7 protein-coding genes are annotated in these 16,459 nt (G+C 65.5%); 3 read left to right on the top strand and 4 right to left on the bottom strand.

The genetic code is table 11. From position 1 onward, the window contains the following. Together GVN21_RS19325 and GVN21_RS19320 are read right to left on the bottom strand one after the other, a co-directional pair. Nucleotides 1-641, bottom strand: a 641-nt coding sequence (locus tag GVN21_RS19325) for a hypothetical protein (protein ID WP_166576375.1), incomplete at its 3' end; no start/stop codon positions are given. A gap of 233 nt (nucleotides 642-874) precedes the next feature. Further along, on the bottom strand, nucleotides 875-1,150 hold the full coding sequence (locus GVN21_RS19320; RefSeq protein ID WP_166576374.1) for a hypothetical protein: 276 nt from the start codon (nucleotides 1,148-1,150) through the stop codon (nucleotides 875-877). A gap of 1,449 nt (nucleotides 1,151-2,599) precedes the next feature. Between GVN21_RS19320 and GVN21_RS19315 the strand changes: the two genes are divergently transcribed. Both GVN21_RS19315 and GVN21_RS19310 read left to right on the top strand, forming a co-directional pair. Beyond that, on the top strand, nucleotides 2,600-3,784 hold the full coding sequence (locus GVN21_RS19315) for an N-6 DNA methylase (protein ID WP_166576373.1): 1,185 nt from the start codon (nucleotides 2,600-2,602) through the stop codon (nucleotides 3,782-3,784). Continuing rightward, nucleotides 3,784-4,410, top strand: coding sequence for a hypothetical protein (locus GVN21_RS19310; RefSeq protein WP_166576372.1), 627 nt, complete (start codon nucleotides 3,784-3,786; stop codon nucleotides 4,408-4,410). The genes GVN21_RS19315 and GVN21_RS19310 overlap by 1 nt, the downstream gene beginning before the upstream one ends. Here GVN21_RS19310 and GVN21_RS19305 read toward each other — a convergent pair. Together GVN21_RS19305 and GVN21_RS19300 are read right to left on the bottom strand one after the other, a co-directional pair. After that, entirely contained in the window at nucleotides 4,339-5,190 is an 852-nt protein-coding gene (locus GVN21_RS19305) for a hypothetical protein (RefSeq protein WP_166576371.1), read from the bottom strand. The two genes, GVN21_RS19310 and GVN21_RS19305, sit on opposite strands and share 72 nt — an antisense overlap. Before the next feature lie 474 nt (nucleotides 5,191-5,664). Continuing rightward, nucleotides 5,665-6,726: a hypothetical protein gene (locus tag GVN21_RS19300; RefSeq protein ID WP_166576370.1), complete on the bottom strand. Its 1,062-nt coding sequence runs from the start codon at nucleotides 6,724-6,726 to the stop codon at nucleotides 5,665-5,667. 394 nt (nucleotides 6,727-7,120) lie between these two features. Between GVN21_RS19300 and GVN21_RS19295 the strand changes: the two genes are divergently transcribed. Further along, on the top strand, nucleotides 7,121-16,459 hold a 9,339-nt coding region (locus GVN21_RS19295; RefSeq protein WP_205690191.1), incomplete at its 3' end, for a hypothetical protein.

Genomic DNA, 16,459 nt, shown 5'->3' with positions numbered 1-16,459 from the left:
GGCCCCAGCCCCGGAATGTCGATCGCCTGCGTAAACGCCAGCAACCCGCCCTTCCAACCCAACACCCGCCCCCGCTCCGCCTCGCTGACCAGCGGAGGAGCAGGGGGCGCCAGCCCCACTGGCGGTCTTGAGATGCAGGGGGCCTTCATCGCATCGCACGCCCGGTGCAGTTCCTCCCGGCTCGCGGCAAGCCCGGCTTCCACCATGAGGTCCCAATGATCGGTGGGGATGCCGGCTTCCAGCCACTTTGCGACCGTCGTGCGCCCCAGGCCCAGCCATCTGGCCATGACAGTGGGGCCACCGCCGTCCTTGAAAATCTGCTCGACACTGAAAATCCCCGCCGCGACGCGCGCCTCCACCCGGGCCTTCAGGACTTCGGCGGATGCGGCGGGGGCGTATCGCCGGTTCTTCCTGACAGGTTCCGATGCCGTCAGTTCCGCCTCGCTCGCCCAGCCCCGAGCGACGAATTCGGCCCAGTTTTCGCGTGGCACGCCGCATGTCCGCCAGTTCGACACAGTCGTTGCCGGTCGCCCCAGCGCCCGGGCGACGCCTGTCGCTCCGCCGGCCTGATGGATGATCTGCTCAGCCGTGCGAAAGCCGCCGGCCGGCGCCGGAGCCTTGGGATCGATGATCTGTGACATCCCACAACTGTACAAAAAATACAGTCAAAAAGCAAGCCTGGGGACAGGGTGGCTGCAAAGCGGCCTCCCTGTCCCCGGTCAGCGCCGCCGCCAACCCCAACCACACTCCAGCCGCAAAACCCCCAAACCGCCCCTCTCCCGCTCCCCGGGAGAAAGCGGCCCTCGCACTTGATCCGAGGGTCGGATCACGGCAACGCCGGCCCCCGAACGCTACCCGCAACCAGCCCCCGGCCTCAGCCCACCTTCTCCGTCTCCTTCGGCGCCGCCACCTTCCGCGGCTTCTCCCGCGCCTTCGGCTTGGGCAACAGCCGAAACCGCGTCTGACACCAGGCGAAATCGATCCCCACGTCCAGCAACGCATCCCCCCGCCCGCAAGGACAGGCAAACTCCAGCACCTCCCAGACCCGATAGGTCTCCCCCGCCACCAACGGCACCGGCGCCCCCGTCACATGGTTCGGCGCCGCATTGACGCACAGCACCAGATCCCCCCGACCAATGGCGTCGCTCATCGCGTCCATCCCTGAAACACCAACCCCCAGAATACCCCACTCCGCCACGGGCCGCACCTAGCCTCCAGAACGGCACCCAAGGGGACTGGTTCTTCGCACCCCCGCCGCCGCCAGGTTTCCACGTTCCAGCCCGGAGTACCTGTCTCCTACAGTCCACTGCCCCCTGCGGCGCCCCTGCCGGTGCCGTGCAGACGCTGACCCAATCCCCCACCGCGAAGCGCGCCTATCCTCCCCGTTCACGGGGGGAGGGGGATCGCGAAGTGTGGAGCGGGCGAAGGTAGGGCGCACTGGCTTGCACCGAACCACCTGATCCTTCCCTTCTCCTGCTTGGCGGGAGCAGGTGGTTCTGCGAGCTCTGGCGAAGCCTGGTCAAATGAGGGCAGCGCCGGCCCTCAGCGGCTGTTGAAGCCTTAGTTGTCTCATCGGCAGGCGTGCGGCGCAGAAGCAGCGCGCGCCACACCTGAGTGAACTGTCACCGAAGTTTTTGCCCGAATTCGGGACATGGGCGAGCCTCGAAGTAGTGATAGTACGGCGACGCCCAACTCCTCCTGGTCGACAAATCTGTGGCGGTAGGCTCCCAGCCGTGCTGAGTTAGGTCCGTTAGACAGCGACGAGCTATTCGCTGAACCCGCCCCAGTCCTAATTGGACCGAGGATTGGGGCGGGGACCACCTTCATTACCTTCTCGCAGGGAGCAAGCGACCCTGGTTGAACAGAAATAATTCTATTTGGCTAGGTTGCACGCCCCGCCTAGCAGCGCCGTCGTTCAATCCTCGTAAATACTGCGGATAAGTATCTAGCTGTTGTTTGATTGATAGGTCCGCGCTTCGGGAATTTATAGTCTGCCTTAGCGCCTGAAATTCCGGCCATGGTGAAACCGCGATGGCTCTGCGGACCATGGAGTCGTAAATCATGCATGCGCCATCAGCGGTTGTTAGGCCCGCGAAATACGCAATCTTTGTGGTGGTAGCAGTGCCAACTCCAGGCACGGCAGAGTTCAGCCTCGAAATCAGATGACTTCCGCATATGTTCCGGTTCGACCTAAACTGCTGGACCATTTCCTCCAGCAAGTCAGACCGAAATGCAGCCGAGAACTGCCGCCAGGGACCGCCGGGCCGTCCACCAGTAGGGAAGCCCCATTTGATTGATGAGATAATCCCTTTTCTCACCGACTCATATGAATGACTGAACACCATCTCTCTGCGCAGCGGATGGCCGTCTAGGCGCCTGTAATCCTCCAGATAAGGATAAGGACGCCCACCAAACGACGGATCGAGACCATGCTTTGTCCAGTTCTTCATGGAAAAGGCCGCGTTGGTAACAGAACCTAGGACGTCCGCCTCGGTAGGAAACATGCTCATGCACCTCTCACTCGCGGGGAATAACAGGCTTGCGGAACAAAGCGAAGCCACATATGACCTACGTCACAATCAAAAATATGACGTAGGTCATGGCAAAGCGACATCAGTTTGGAATCGATTTTCCGTCTCGCATCCGCAGAATGCAGGAAATCATTATGTCTCACAGCGGTATTGATGAGTTTTACGAGATACTGCGGCTCATTCTAGCAAAATATTTCTCTGAGCGGGACGGCGCTATAGGCCTACCGGCGATGGTCGAATGCAACGAATACCTCTCAGATCACACCGCAGAAATCACAGATATTCTTGACGGTGCAGTTAATTTGCAAATGCCCCCAAACTTGTTTGACGATATTCGCGTTACGTTTGGCGAAGTTAGTGTTTCGGGACAAGACTTTACGGCCTTGGACCAAACCTTCGAGCACCTTACTTCCCGGTCTTATAAGTCTGACAAAGGACAATATTTTACACCCAGACATGTTGTAGATATGTGTGTTGAAATAATTGACCCCAAACCTCACGAAATAGTCTGTGATCCAGCATGTGGTAGCGCTGCCTTCCTAAAGTCCGCTGACAGCTACTCGCTCTCGAAGTACGGTGGGGCCCCCGCCTTGTACGGTTTTGATTATTCGCACCGGGCAATTCAAGTGGCCAAAATGGTATCCCTAATCGGGGCCGATTCGCGCATCAATGTGCATCAGGCCGATAGTCTAAAATTCGGTAACGGAAAGTGCGATTCCGCCACCATTGAAGCTTTCATGGGCGATGAATTCGCAGGTTTCGATGTGATATTAACGAACCCACCGTTTGCAGGGGACGTATCTCATGAGCTATTCACATCCGAATATGAGCTAGCTAACGTCTACAGGAGCCGCCTTGAGCGTGACGTTCTATTTGTGGAGAGGTGCTTGCGTCTTCTTAAGGTCGGCGGAAGAATGGCTATAGTGCTTCCGGACAATAAGATATCTAGCAAGTCCTTTAGGGATTTAAGAGATTTTATAGGTCGTAACTCGGCAGTGGATGCTGTCGTCAGCTTGCATCGCTACACATTTTTGCCATATACGTCTCAGAAAGCAGCAGTGTTGTTTGTCACCCGCTTGTCTCCATCATATACTGCCTACAACTCCAGCATTAAGTTCTATAGGTCTGATAAATCCGGTAAATCGTCTAACGGATCATTTGTTTACAAAGACAGCGCTGATACTAACCGTCCGCCGTACTTGTCTTTGGACCATGATTTGGCTGAAATCGCTCAAGACATGAGGCGCCAGTGATGCGGCTAGCCGTACGGAAATTTCTCGAAACTGGACCGGACCGGACCCTCTCGCCCGAATATTGGCTGTCGGCGGAGACGGCCAAGGGGATTTCCGGGGCGAAGAAATTGCATGAGGTTGCTTTCGCAGTGAGCAAGCAATCGATTCCGCCAACGGGCACCCGGTACGTACTTGATACCGGCAACGCGAGGGACGGCCTCCTTGACTTTCCAGTTCTTGGCGATCCCACCAGCGCGAGGACGAGTGCCAAGAAGCTCGTACAAGAGGGTGATGTGATCGTTTCCCGACTCCGGCCGTATTTAAGACAGGTAGCCCTTTTGCCTCCAGGCATCTCCGCCATGCTGAAGCAACAGGACTTTTATTGTTCGACAGAGTTTCTGGTCTTTCGGCGCCGCGATGGCCTAAACGCAGGCGGCTTAGTCGCCTGGTTGCTGAGCGAGCCCGTTCAGGAAATGATGTCAGAAGCTGCTACGGGTGGACACCACCCACGAATAAATGCCGAGCTTCTGCTCGATGCCCGCATTGAGGAAAAATATCTCGATCCTGAATACGGCTTAGCCCTCAGCGACATTTTGGCCAGCCACATCAAGGGCGTTTGCGAGTTGGCGGTCCTCCTTAGACATTGACCACGGCTTGGGATAATTTCCAGCAGGAGAAAACTGGCAACCGCTATCGCGGAGAAATTCTTGGAGCGGCCGATAAGGTATGCGCTTGAGTTTCCCGAAGTTTGTGTCTTCGTTAAAGTGATGGCCCTCGCTTTCCTTCCTCCCATAGAGTGCTGTGTTGAGGATATCTCCGCGCTTTTTAACAGAGCGTCCGATCTTACTTAGTATTGTCGGCGTTTCATAGTTGCCGAACCATCGCCCGCCAGCATCTAGCATCCTGCTGTCCCGCGCCAAGACACAATGTATTACTGGAAAGACACCGACAGCGGTGATTGTCGGTGAGAGGACGCTTTTATCGGACGTGAGAGGCTCAAGTCGGTAAACTAGAAGAAGTAAGCCGTCTGCATCGGCTTGAACATTTTTGACAGTTACTTTTTGGGTCAATCGGGCCGAAGGTTCACGCGGTGTGGGCGGGCGTTTCATTTCCACCGCAGGGTTGTCGGTGAAGGCGCCTTTCAACTCCAGCCGATAACCCGCGTCATGCACGAAATCCGGATACCCTTCCCGCTCTCCTAGGAGGCCGGCGGCCTTCGTCAGTCCAATTCCTTTTGCGAGGGCGATCCTCGGAAGCATCAAATCCGTCAGCGTTCCGACAATAGTTCCAATCTGCGATGGCTCCATTTGAAGGGCCATATCTGCTGGCAAGCGAAGATAATCTACGGGCGTTCCACAGAGAGGGGACAAAGCCTCCCGCAATTTTTCAAGCGCCTCTTCCTCAGTGATTGCACCCCACTTCGTCATCAAAGCCTCCCGCCGTGCGGCTAGGATGGCTCCAGATCATTAATTGTGTCCTGATTTGCAGCAGAGCCCGTGTTCCCTCTCTTCCTGACTTTGGAGGACGCCGGTGCGCTATATAGGTTCTCTACCAACTGGCGGGCGGCCGCTCGCCGAAGGAGCCATCCCCTGTTGGTCCCACGCCGCCGTGCTAGCATCCCCCATGGCCGACGACCCGATCCCGCCCCTCAACCCCCTCCTGCAACGAAGATTTCGTTCGCAGGAGATCGACCATGGCTCACGAGAAACGGCTGGGTGTCCCGCTCAAGTGCGGTGACGAGCAAGACGCCCTCACGGGCTGGCGCAAGCTGATCCGGTTCGGACCGGGCATCCGCAAGGCCGCCAAGCGCAGCTACAACCGCCGCGTCCGGCGGCGCCCTGTCGAGGTCGAGGGCCCGGAGGAAGAGGCATGCGCGGCGCCTGTGTCTCCATCGCCTGCCCCTACTGCGTCTGCTCACACCGCAGCGGAACCTTGCTCCCCCCGTTAAACTCCGCCAGCGTGTCCTCGGCCCGCATGCGCGACCGGTTCATGGTCTCGACCAGCTCGGTGGGACACCCCAGTTGCTTGCTTACCCGATGGCCGTCGCTGTAGATTCCGCACAGCTTGGCCGCCACCTTGGCGCGGGCGTAGGAACTGCCGCCGGCGATCGCCTTGAGTTCGTCCACGGCCGTCCCGGCCTGGGCGCTGGTCTGTCTCAGCAGCCCGATGCAGGCCTCGCGCAGTTGGGGGGTCTCGGGCTTGGGGCGATAGGGGGCGGTGGCGGCGGTCACCGCGTGGCTGCCCACGTTCAGGGCGAACTTCTCGTCGCAGTGCTCGACCGTCCATTTGACGTCCTTGGGCTCGATCCGCCGCTCCTGGGCGGCCCGGGTCATGCCCCGCTCCTTCTCCCGCATGATGGCCTCGGCCTCGGTCATCGGCCGGCGAGTGCGGCGGGCGTATTCGACGGTGAATCGGGGGGCGACCTCGGCCGCCGCCTGGGCGATCCCGCCCGGCGCGGTGCGGTACTCGGCCGCCACATGGCGGTACATCCCGCCGCACAGTTCGACGATCTGCGGGGCGCCGTAATACTCGCGCTTCCTGCCGTCCGCGCCCTCGACCAGGATGTCCCAGGCTTCGACCACCCCCAGCCGGAACTCCCGGTCGCACAGCGAAAAGGCGCTGTCGAACGCCAGGATGGTCAGTTCGCCGCTCAGCAGCCGCTCGCGAACCCGCGCCGACGCCTTGGCCGCCTCGGCCGCCATGCCCGCCGGCTTGATCTTCGGGTTGCGGGCCATGGTGATGGCATAGAGGGCGTCGCGCGCCTCCGCCGTCTTGCGGCCGCGCGGGGAGTCCGGCTCCTCGGCGGCCCGGTAGTGCATGTAGACGGCACAGTCGGCGGCGAACTGCGTCCCGGCCAGCCGCTGGACCTCATGCTCGGGCATCCCCTGGCGGCTGAGGCCCCCCGGCTCGGCGGCCCCGAGCAGCATGAGCGTGGCCACGGTCAGGATTGCGCAACGCCACATCTGACAAACTCCCCCCAATACGGACGGTCGTCTTTAGGCCGCCGTCTCGCGCGGGGCTTCCCCATTTTAGGGGGGGGCGAGCCTGGCCGCGCCCCAATCCCCTCCTGTTCACACCCCGTTTACAGCCACCCCCTGCCCCCAAGGTGTGTGTAGCCCCCAGGGCGCGTCATCCCACCTGACTCGTCCGTAAGGCGCTCTTCGTCCGTCCCCAGCGGGCGGGGGCGTCGCTGGGGGAGTGCGCATGCTTTTCTTTGCCGACCCGCCGCCGCGACGCGCGTTCCGCGCCGACCGCCCCGGCGCTCCCGCGCGCTCGCGCCCTTCCCCGATCTTCCCCCAAACCGCCAGCCGCCCGGCCCACCGCCGCGCGGCGGCGCGCGTCTAAGGACTGCCCCCCATGCCTCACGATCGCGTTGAAACCCTGGTCAACACCACGCTTGCCGGGAACCAGTCGCACCCCACCCTGGCCACCCTGCCGGACGGCGGCTGGATCATCGCCTGGATCTCCACCGACCAGGGGGGCGACGCCGGGGGCGGCATCTGGTTCCAGCGCTACAACGCGTCGGGCCAGAAGGTGTCGGCCGACGGCGCGGTGCTCGGCGCCGCCGAGGTCCACGTCAACACGGTGACGGCCGGCAACCAGTTCTACCCCCGGGTGGCGGTGCTGGCCGACGGCAAGTTCGTGATCGTCTGGGACAGCATGGACGGCCAGGACGGGGCCGGGGAGGGGGTCTTCGCCCAGCTGTTCAGCGCCGCCGGCGTGGCGATCGGCGCCGAGGCGCGGGTCAACGACCATGTCGGCGGGCGCCAGGCCGAGCCGCTGGCCACGGCCCTGCCGGACGGCGGCTATGTGATCAGCTGGGGCTCCAGCGAGGGGCCGGGCGATGGCTCCACCTACCGGGTCTACGCCCAGCGGTTCGACGGCAATGGGGCCTTCGTCGACTGGAGCGGGGCGGCCAACGGGGGCGTGCGCGCCCAGACGATGATCAACACCTCGACCGCCGGCGAGCAGGGCTGGAACAGCCAGCTTGTGATGGCCGACGGCAAGCTGCTGATGCTCTACGGCAGCCGCCATATCGACGGCACGGTCGATGTCTACGGCAAGGTCTACAATGCCGACGGGACGGTGGCCGCCGACGAGTTCGGCGTCAGCCAGTACCGGCCCAGCGACCAGCTGTGGCCCACCGCCGCCCTACTTGAGGACGGCCGGGCCATCGTGGTCTGGGGCAGCAACGGCCAGGACGGCAGCGACTGGGGCGTCTACGCCCGCTTCGTCAGCGCGGCCGGCACCCCGGTAGGCGATGAGTTCCTGATCAACACGACCATCGGCGGCTACCAGTCCCATGCCGGCAGCTACGAGGGCGCCCAGGTGGCGGCCCTGTCGGACGGCGGCTTCCTGGTCGCCTGGCACAGCTACGACGGCAGCGCTTCGGGCGTCTACTACCAGCGGTTCGACGCCGAGGGCGACAAGGTCGGGGGCGAGGTGATGGCCAACACCGGCGTCTTCGCCGGCGAGCAGTATGGCCCGCGCATCCGCGCCTTCGAGGGCGGCTTCCAGCTGGCCTGGCATTCGCAGACCAGCGACGGGACCGGCTATGGGGTGGTCCAGAAGACCTTCGCCCTGGAGCAGGCCATCGTCCGCGACGGCGGCGAGGACCTGGTCAACACCGGGACCGGCTTCAACCAGCGCCTGCCCCAGGTGGTCAGCTACGAGGACGGCTCCTATGTGGTCGTCTGGCAGAGCCAGACCACCTACAACACCGGCGATGGGTCCGGCTGGGGCCTGATCGGCCAGCGGTTCGACGCCGAGGGCCAGCGGGTCGGGGCGGAGTTCATCGTCAACACCACGACGGCCGGGGATCAGGCCTACGACCTCAGCTGGCAGCTGACCCGGCTGGAGGACGGCCGGTTCGCGGTGGTCTGGGGGTCCTACGGCCAGCTGGGCGATGGCGACCATCTGTCGGTGGGCCAGATCTTCAACGCCGACGCGACCAAGGCGGGCGGGGAGTTCCGCCTCAACACGACAACCGCCGGTGAGCAGCTCTACCCCTCGATCAGCGCCCTGGCCGACGGCGGCTTCGTGGCCGTCTACCGCGGCTATTTCATGGGCGGGGGCTCATCGTACGACGTTTTCTTCCAACGTTTCAACAGCTTGGGTGAGAAAGTTGGCGCCGAGACGCGGGTCAGCGTCGCCGACAGCGTCAACACCTCCGACAACTCCGAGCACCAGGGCCGCGCCCTCGGCCTGCCCGACGGCGGCTTCCTCGTCCTCTTCCAGGACAGCGGCAACGACGGCTCCGGCGAAGGCCTCTACGCCCGCCGCTACGACGCCGCCGGGAACCTGGTCCCGGGCACCAACGCCGACGGCACAGCCGCCCCCGCCAGCTGGCGCGTGAACCTGCAGACGAATCACGATCAGTACCAGCGTTATAACTCTATGGTTGCACTGCCGGACGGCGGCTTCGTCATCACCTGGTCGTCCAACCACAGCGACCAGTTCGGCTTGGCGGTCTGGGCCCAGGTTTACAACGAGGATGGGACCCTGCGCAGCCCGCAGTTCCGGGTGAACGGGGCGCAGTACGGGACCCAGGCCGATCCCTCGGTGGCGGTGCTGGCGGACGGCAGCTTTGTCGTTGTGTGGATTTCGGAGCAGGTGGACTCCGCCGATGGCCAGGAGGTCTATGCCAAACGCTTCGCCGCCGACGGCAGCGTGCTGAACGAGGAGTTCCAGGTCGACATCGACCACGCGGTCGGGAACCAGCGCTGGCCGAGCGTGGCGGCGACCCCGGATGGCTTCGTGGTGGTCTGGGAGCATGAGACCAGCGAATACGGCCAGACCTACGACGGCTCGGGCGGCAGCATCTGGCAGCAGCGCTTCACCATCGACGGCCTGAACGCCACCGCCGACACCGCCCACCGGCCGGTGCTGGTCGCCGGCGCGGCGCGGGGGGGCGAGGACACCGCCATCGACCTCGACATCTCGGCCGCCCTGTCCGGCGGGGCGGTCGGGACCGAGGCGCTCAGCGTCTCGATTTCCGGCATCCCGGTCGGCGCGACGATCAGCGATGGGGTCAACAGCTTCACCGTCACGGCCCACGACACCGGCGTCGATGTCACCGGCTGGACCCTGGCCAACCTGACCATCACCCCGCCCCAGGACTCGGAATCCGACTTCGTCCTGCGCATCCGCGCCACCTCCACGGACAGCGCCACCGGCGACACCGCCACCAACGAGGCCACGGTGGCGGTCACCGTGGACGCCCTGGCCGACGCCATGGACATCGGCGGCCGCTCCGAACGGATCAACAGCCACACCGCCGGCAATCAGGTGTTCGAAGTCGGCGGCGACCAGGTCTCCCGCTCGCCCCTGGCCAGCTGGGCCGATGGTTCCTACGTCGTAGTCTGGCAGTCGAACGGCCAGGACGGCAGCGACTGGGGCGTCTACGCCCAGCGATACGCCGCCGACGGCTCACCGGTCGGCACGGAATTCCAGGTCAACGCCTACACCAACTCCACCCAGATGGAGGCCTCGGTCGTCACCCTGGCCGGCGGCGGCTTCGTGGTCACCTGGACCAGCTACGGCCAGGGCACGGCGACCAACGGGGGCGATCCCTACTACAACGTCTTCCAGAAGGTCTATGACTCCGCCGGCAATCCGGGTGCTGAGACCCAGGTCAACACCTACTCGCCGGGCTTCAGCCATCAGCACCATTCCGACATCACCGCCCTGGCCGATGGCGGCTATCTGATCGCCTGGCATTCGCAGCCGCAGGACGGGTCGAGCTACGGCGTCTATGCCCAGCGCTACAACGCCGCCGGCCAGACGGTGGGGGCCGAGTTCCAGCTCAACACCACAACGGCGGGCGAGCAGAGCTGGCCCGCGATCCACGGTCTGCCGGGCGGCGGCTTCGTGGCGGTGTGGAACAGCGCCACACAGGCGGGCGGGTCAGCCTTCGACGTGGTCATCCGGCGCTACGATGCGTCGGGCAATCCAGTCGGCGGCGAGGCCTTCGTCAACCAGACCCTCGCTGGCCAGCAGTTCCACGCCAACGTCACCGTCCTGGCCGACGGCGGCTGGCTGGTCCTGTGGCAGAGCGACAGCAACGACGGCTCCAGCTGGGCGGTGATGGGCCGGGTCTACAACGCCGACGGCACGGCGCGCGGCGACGAGTTCATCGCCAATCGCGTCACCGCCAGCGACCAGAGCAAGGCCCAGGCCGTGGCCCTGGCCGACGGCGGCTTCGTGGTCGCCTGGCACGGCCAGTCGCAGGACATGAACGGCTACGGCGTCTGGGCTCAGCGGTTCGACGCCGAGGGCGACGCGGTCGGCGGGGAGTTCCCGCTGGACGCCTCCCGCACCTACGGTGACCAGACCTTCCCCTTCCTGGCGGCCGGGGCGAACGGCAGCATCATCGCGGTCTGGCAGGGCCACGATCCGGCCAACGACGGCTATTGGGGCGACGGGTCCGGGTGGGGCGTGTTCGGCACGCGGTTCAACCTCGACGCCCAGCCCATCGCGCCGACCGGCGGCGAGGGCCAGGTCAACAGCAAGGCGGCGCACGACCAGTCGGTTCCCGACATCGCCACCCTGGAGGGCGGCGACTATGTCGTGGTCTGGCGCAGCGCGCCGAGCCGGGGGACCGGCGACATCTCCTCGAACGGCATCTTCGCCCAGCGCTATGACGCCGACGGCAATCCGGTCGGGGCGGAGTTCACCGTCAACACCAACCTGACCGGGGACCAGACCAACCCGCAGGTCACCGCGTTGCCGGGCGGCGGCTATGTGGTGACCTGGCAGTCCTCGGTCGGCGATGGCGCGGGCTATGGCATCTTCGGCCAGCGGTTCGATGCGGCGGGCGCCGCCACCGGCGGGCAGTTCCAAGTCAACACCGGCGCGGCCGGCAACCAGTACGATGCCCAGGTCACCGCCCTCACCGGGGCCAACGCCGGCGCCTTCGTGGTCACCTGGCACCAGGACAATGGTGAGGTCGAGGCGCGGGTCTTCGCGGCGAACGGGACTCCGCTCGGCCCCGAATTCACCGTCAACCAACAGATCCCCCGCCTGAACGGCGGCGACAGCAACGAATACCTGCCGCAGATCGCGGCCACCGCCGACGGCGGCTTCGTCATTGTCTGGCGCGACAATGACACCGACGGTAACGGCATCGGCGTCTTCGGCCAGCGCTATGGGCTGAGCGGCGGGACGGTCACCGCCCTGGGGGGTACCCAGCCTGACGGCTCGGCCGCGGCCGGCAACTTCCGGATCAACACCGACACGCTCGGCAACCAGTACAATCCGACGGTCTCCGGCCTGGCCGGCGGCGGGTTCGTGGTGCTGTACATGTCGGACTACGGCGACGGCAGCGGCAACACCCTCTGGGCCCAGATCTACAACGCGGCGGGCCAGCGCAGCGGGGCCGAGTTCGTCGTGGCCAGCAGCGTGGCCGGAACCCAGACCGGGGCCGATATCGTGGCCATGCCGGACGGCAGCTTCCTGGTCGCCTGGGAGAGCGATCACAACGATGGCCGCGAGGGCTCCGACGTCTTCGTCAAGCGGTTCGCCGCCGACGGGCGGACGCTGAACGAGGAGCAGCGGGTCAACACCTTCGGCGCCGGCTACCAGGGCGAGCCGGCGATCAGCTTGGTCGACGGCGGCTTCACGGTGGTCTGGACCTCGACCGGCCAGGACGGCAGCGGCCAGGGCGTCTTCCAGCAGCACTTCACCTTCGACACCGGACCCAACGGCGGCGCCGTGGCCGACCGCCCGAACCTGGCCGCCAGCGACGCGATCGGAGACGAGGACACCGCCATCGCCCTGACCGTCAGCGGCGGGCTGGTGGACACCGACGGTTCGGAATCCTTCTCGCTGGAGGTCAGCGAAATCCCCGTCGGCGCCACCCTCAGCGACGGGACCCACAGCTTCACCGCCACCGCCGCCGACCGCACGGTCGACATCGCCGGCTGGACCCTGGCCAACCTGACCATCAGCCCGCCGGCCGACAGCGACGCCGACTTCACCCTGCAACTGCGCGCCCAGTCGCGCGAGACCAGCAGCGGCGACATCGCCTGGAACACCGACAGCATCCGGGTGACCGTCAACTCGGTCGCCGAGGTCCAGCTACCCTACAACGACGAGTTTGACGTCAACACCACAACCACCAACAGCCAGTATGACCCGCAGGTCGCCGCCTTCGCCGACGGCAGCTTCGTTGTCGTCTGGACCAGCGACGGCAACGTTAACGGGGACGATATCGTCGCCCGGCTGTTCAATGCCGACGGCACGCCGCGCGCCCCCGAATTCGTGGTCAACAGCTACACTGGCTACTTCGAGAACCGGCCGGACGTGACGGTGCTGGCGGACGGCGACTTCTTCGTCAGCTGGACCCAGCAGGACGACAGCAGCTGGGGCGTCTTCGGACAGCGGTTCGGCGCCGACGGCGCGCGGCTGACCCTGGCCGGAGAGGCCGGCGGCTCGCCCTCGCGGATCAACGACACTACGGCCCGCGAGCAGTACTGGCCGGAAGTCACGGCCCTGGCCGACGGCGGCTGGATCGTCACCTGGCAGTCCTATGATCAGGAAGCCGCGCCCGGTCAGCCGGGCGACGAGACCTGGGGCATCTACGCCAAGCGCTACGCCGCCGACGGCTCGGTCGTGCAGATGTACGATGCCGCCGGCGTCGCGGCGAACGAGGTGCGGATCAACGTCACCGTGGCCGGCAGCCAGCAGCATGCGCAGGTGGTCCAGCTAGCCGGCGGCGGCTTCGCCTTCAGCTGGTACGGCCCGGACGGCAGCGACGGCGGCCAGTTCGTGCGGATCTACGACGCCTCGGGCCATCCGGTGACCAGCATCGGGGCCGACGGCGAACTGCGCGCCAACTCCACCACGGCCGGCGAGCAGGGGGCCGAGGGCGGCTCTCTGGCGGCCCTGACGGATGGCGGCTTCGTGGTCACCTGGCACAGCAACGGCCAGGACGGCTCGGGCTATGGCATCTATGGCCAGGTCTACAACGCCGACGGCACGACCCGTGGCGGCGAGTTCCACGTCTCCTCGTACGCCTACGACAGCCAGCAGGAGCCGAAGGTGACCAGCCTTCCGGATGGCGGGTTCATGGTCGTCTGGACCAGCCTGGGCCAGGACGGCAGCAGCTGGGGCGTCTATGGCCAGCGGTTCGACGCCACCGGCGACGCGGTCGGGGCCGAGTTCCGGCTGAACGAGACCATCGCCGGCGATCAGAGCACGCCCGCCATCGCCGTGCAGCCCGACGGCTCGGGCGTCATCGTGGTCTGGGAAGGCACGGACGCTAGCGGCGCGGGTGTGGACGGCAAGCGCATCCCGCTGCCTAACGCCGCCACCGAGCTGGCCATCGACACGGCCGGGGTGGAGCAGCAGGTCAACAGCTACGCCACCAGCGACCAGACCTATCCCTCGGTCACCAAGCTACAGGACGGCTCCTATGTGGTGGTCTGGCAGTCGAACGGTCAGGACGGCTCGAGCTGGGGCGTCTACGCCAAGCACTTCGACAGCGACGGAGACGCCATCCAGCTGACCGACGCCGGCGGCAATCCGCTGTGGGTGCTGGACGGAAGCGGAAACCCGGTCCTGGTCCCCGACGGCCAGGGCAACATGGTCCAGGTCCCGCTGACCGAGTTCCGGGTCAACAGCTACACCGCCAGCGAACAGCGCGGCGCCAACGTGGTGGCCACCGCCGACGGCGGCTTCATGGTGGTCTTCCAGTCCTACGGCAACACCGCCGCGGGGGACGGCGACTGGGGCGTCTATGCCCGCAAGTACGACGCCGACATGCAGCTGGAGATGCTGACCGACGCGTCCGGCAACCCGGTCGCCGAACTGCGGCTCAATAGCTTTGTCAGCTCGACGCAGGAGGCGCCGAAGGCCGCTGTGCTGGCTGACGGCAGCGTGGTGGTCACCTGGCAGTCGATAGGCGTCGACGGGGACAGCTGGGGCGTCGCCAGCCGCCGCATTGACGCCGCCGGCCAACTGGTCGGGGTCGACGCCGTGGTCAACGCGACCACCACCGACCAGCAGCACAGCCCGGCGATCACCGCCCTGACCGATGGCGACTATGTCATCAGCTGGAGCTCGAACGCTCACGATGGCGCCGAATGGGGCGTGTATGGCCAGCGGTTCAACGCCGACGGCACGAAGGACGGGGCGGAGTTCCTGGTCAACACCCTGACCGACTCCGTCCAGATCTATCCCAGCATCGCGGGCCTCAGGGACGGCGGCTTCGTCATTGCCTGGCAGACCTACACCGGGGCCGACAGCGACAACTCCGGCTACGGCATTGCCGGCCAGCGCTACGACGCGGCGGGCAATGCGGTCGGGGGCGAATTCCTGATCAACGGCATCGCCTATCAGGACCAGAGCCAGGTCACCCTGGTCGCCGCGCCCGATGGCGGCTTCGTGGTCGCCTGGACCAGCCACCAGGCGGACGGCTCCAGCAACGGTGTGGTCGCCCGGCGCTTCGACGCGCAGGGCAATGCAACGGAGCCCTATGGGGACGACGTGCTGGTCAACAGCTACAGCCTGAACGACCAGTCGGGCCCGGCGCTGGCCATGCTCGACCGCGGCTTCGTGGCCGTCTGGCATTCCCAGAACCAGGACGGCAGCGGCTATTCGATCCAGATGCAGCGCTTCCAGGGCCAGGGCCTGGAGCCGCCACCCCTGGTGGTCGACGCGGCCAATGGCGGGAACAACGCCAATGACCTGATCTTCGCCACCCTGCAGGAGGCGCTGGACGCCGCCACGGACGGCGACACCATCCTGCTGAAGGGCGGGACCTACGATCTGTCGGCTACAGCGGTGGTCGATGTCGATGACCTGCACATCCGCAACGCGGCCGGCGAAACGGTGGTCATCAATGGCCCCGCCGGCGGCGCGGCGCTGCAGATCGGCAGCGGCCTCAACATTGAACTGCGCGCTGACGCGGCCGAGCGGCTGGTGTTCAACGCCGGCGCCGGCGCCGAGACGGCCGTCGACCTGCTGGGCGCCAATAGCGGAACGGTGATCCTGCGGGTGACCATCAACGCCAATGGCGACTATGGCCTGCGGCTCGGCGGCGGGCAGAACGGCGTCACGATCAGCGACAGCGTGTTCGGCGGCACGGCGGCCGAGGCCCTGGTGCTGGTGCGAGGGACGGCCAGCGGCGTCGCGGCATCGACCGGCGTGAACCTGCTGGACAACTTGCTCACCGGGACCGGCGGCTCGGGCCTGGTGACGGAGGCGACCGGCGGCCAGATCCTGGAAAACCTGTTCAGCGGCGACTTCGCCGAGGGCTTCGCGGCCCTGGTGGTCTGGGCGGCCGGCGGCGATATCCAGGACAACAGCTTCAGCGGCCCGGGGGCCGGCGCCTGGTTCTACGACCTGGCCAATGCCTATGCCGAAGCCACGATCATCGGCCAGAACGCCTTCCCGGCCGGCTGGACCTGGGTCCAGGAGCGCAACGGCGTCTTCTCGACCCTGGAGGAGGCCCTGTCGGTCGCGCAGGCGGGCGACACCCTCCAGGCTACGGCCGGCGACTATTCCGGCGAGACCGGGCTGACCGTCGCGGACGATAACCTGACGATCAACGCCCCGGCCGGGGCGACCGGCATCGCCCTGACCCTGGGCTCGGGCGTCACCACGGTGACCTTCAACGACGCCGCGGCCATCGCGCTGACCGGAAATGGCCTGGCCAACATCGTCCATGCGGGTTCAGGGGCGGACTCCGTCCAC

Source organism: Caulobacter sp. SLTY (assembly GCF_009905535.1).
Classification (GTDB): domain Bacteria; phylum Pseudomonadota; class Alphaproteobacteria; order Caulobacterales; family Caulobacteraceae; genus Caulobacter.
This window is presented reverse-complemented; position numbering and strand designations above follow the sequence as displayed.

Coding starts and splice junctions, on each gene's coding strand:
- GVN21_RS19310 (WP_166576372.1), top strand. CDS start 3,784: ATGCGGCTAGCCGTACGGAAATTTCTCGAAACTGGACCGGACCGGACC.
- GVN21_RS19300 (WP_166576370.1), bottom strand. CDS start 6,726: ATGTGGCGTTGCGCAATCCTGACCGTGGCCACGCTCATGCTGCTCGGG.
- GVN21_RS19320 (WP_166576374.1), bottom strand. CDS start 1,150: ATGAGCGACGCCATTGGTCGGGGGGATCTGGTGCTGTGCGTCAATGCG.
- GVN21_RS19315 (WP_166576373.1), top strand. CDS start 2,600: ATGGCAAAGCGACATCAGTTTGGAATCGATTTTCCGTCTCGCATCCGC.
- GVN21_RS19305 (WP_166576371.1), bottom strand. CDS start 5,190: ATGACGAAGTGGGGTGCAATCACTGAGGAAGAGGCGCTTGAAAAATTG.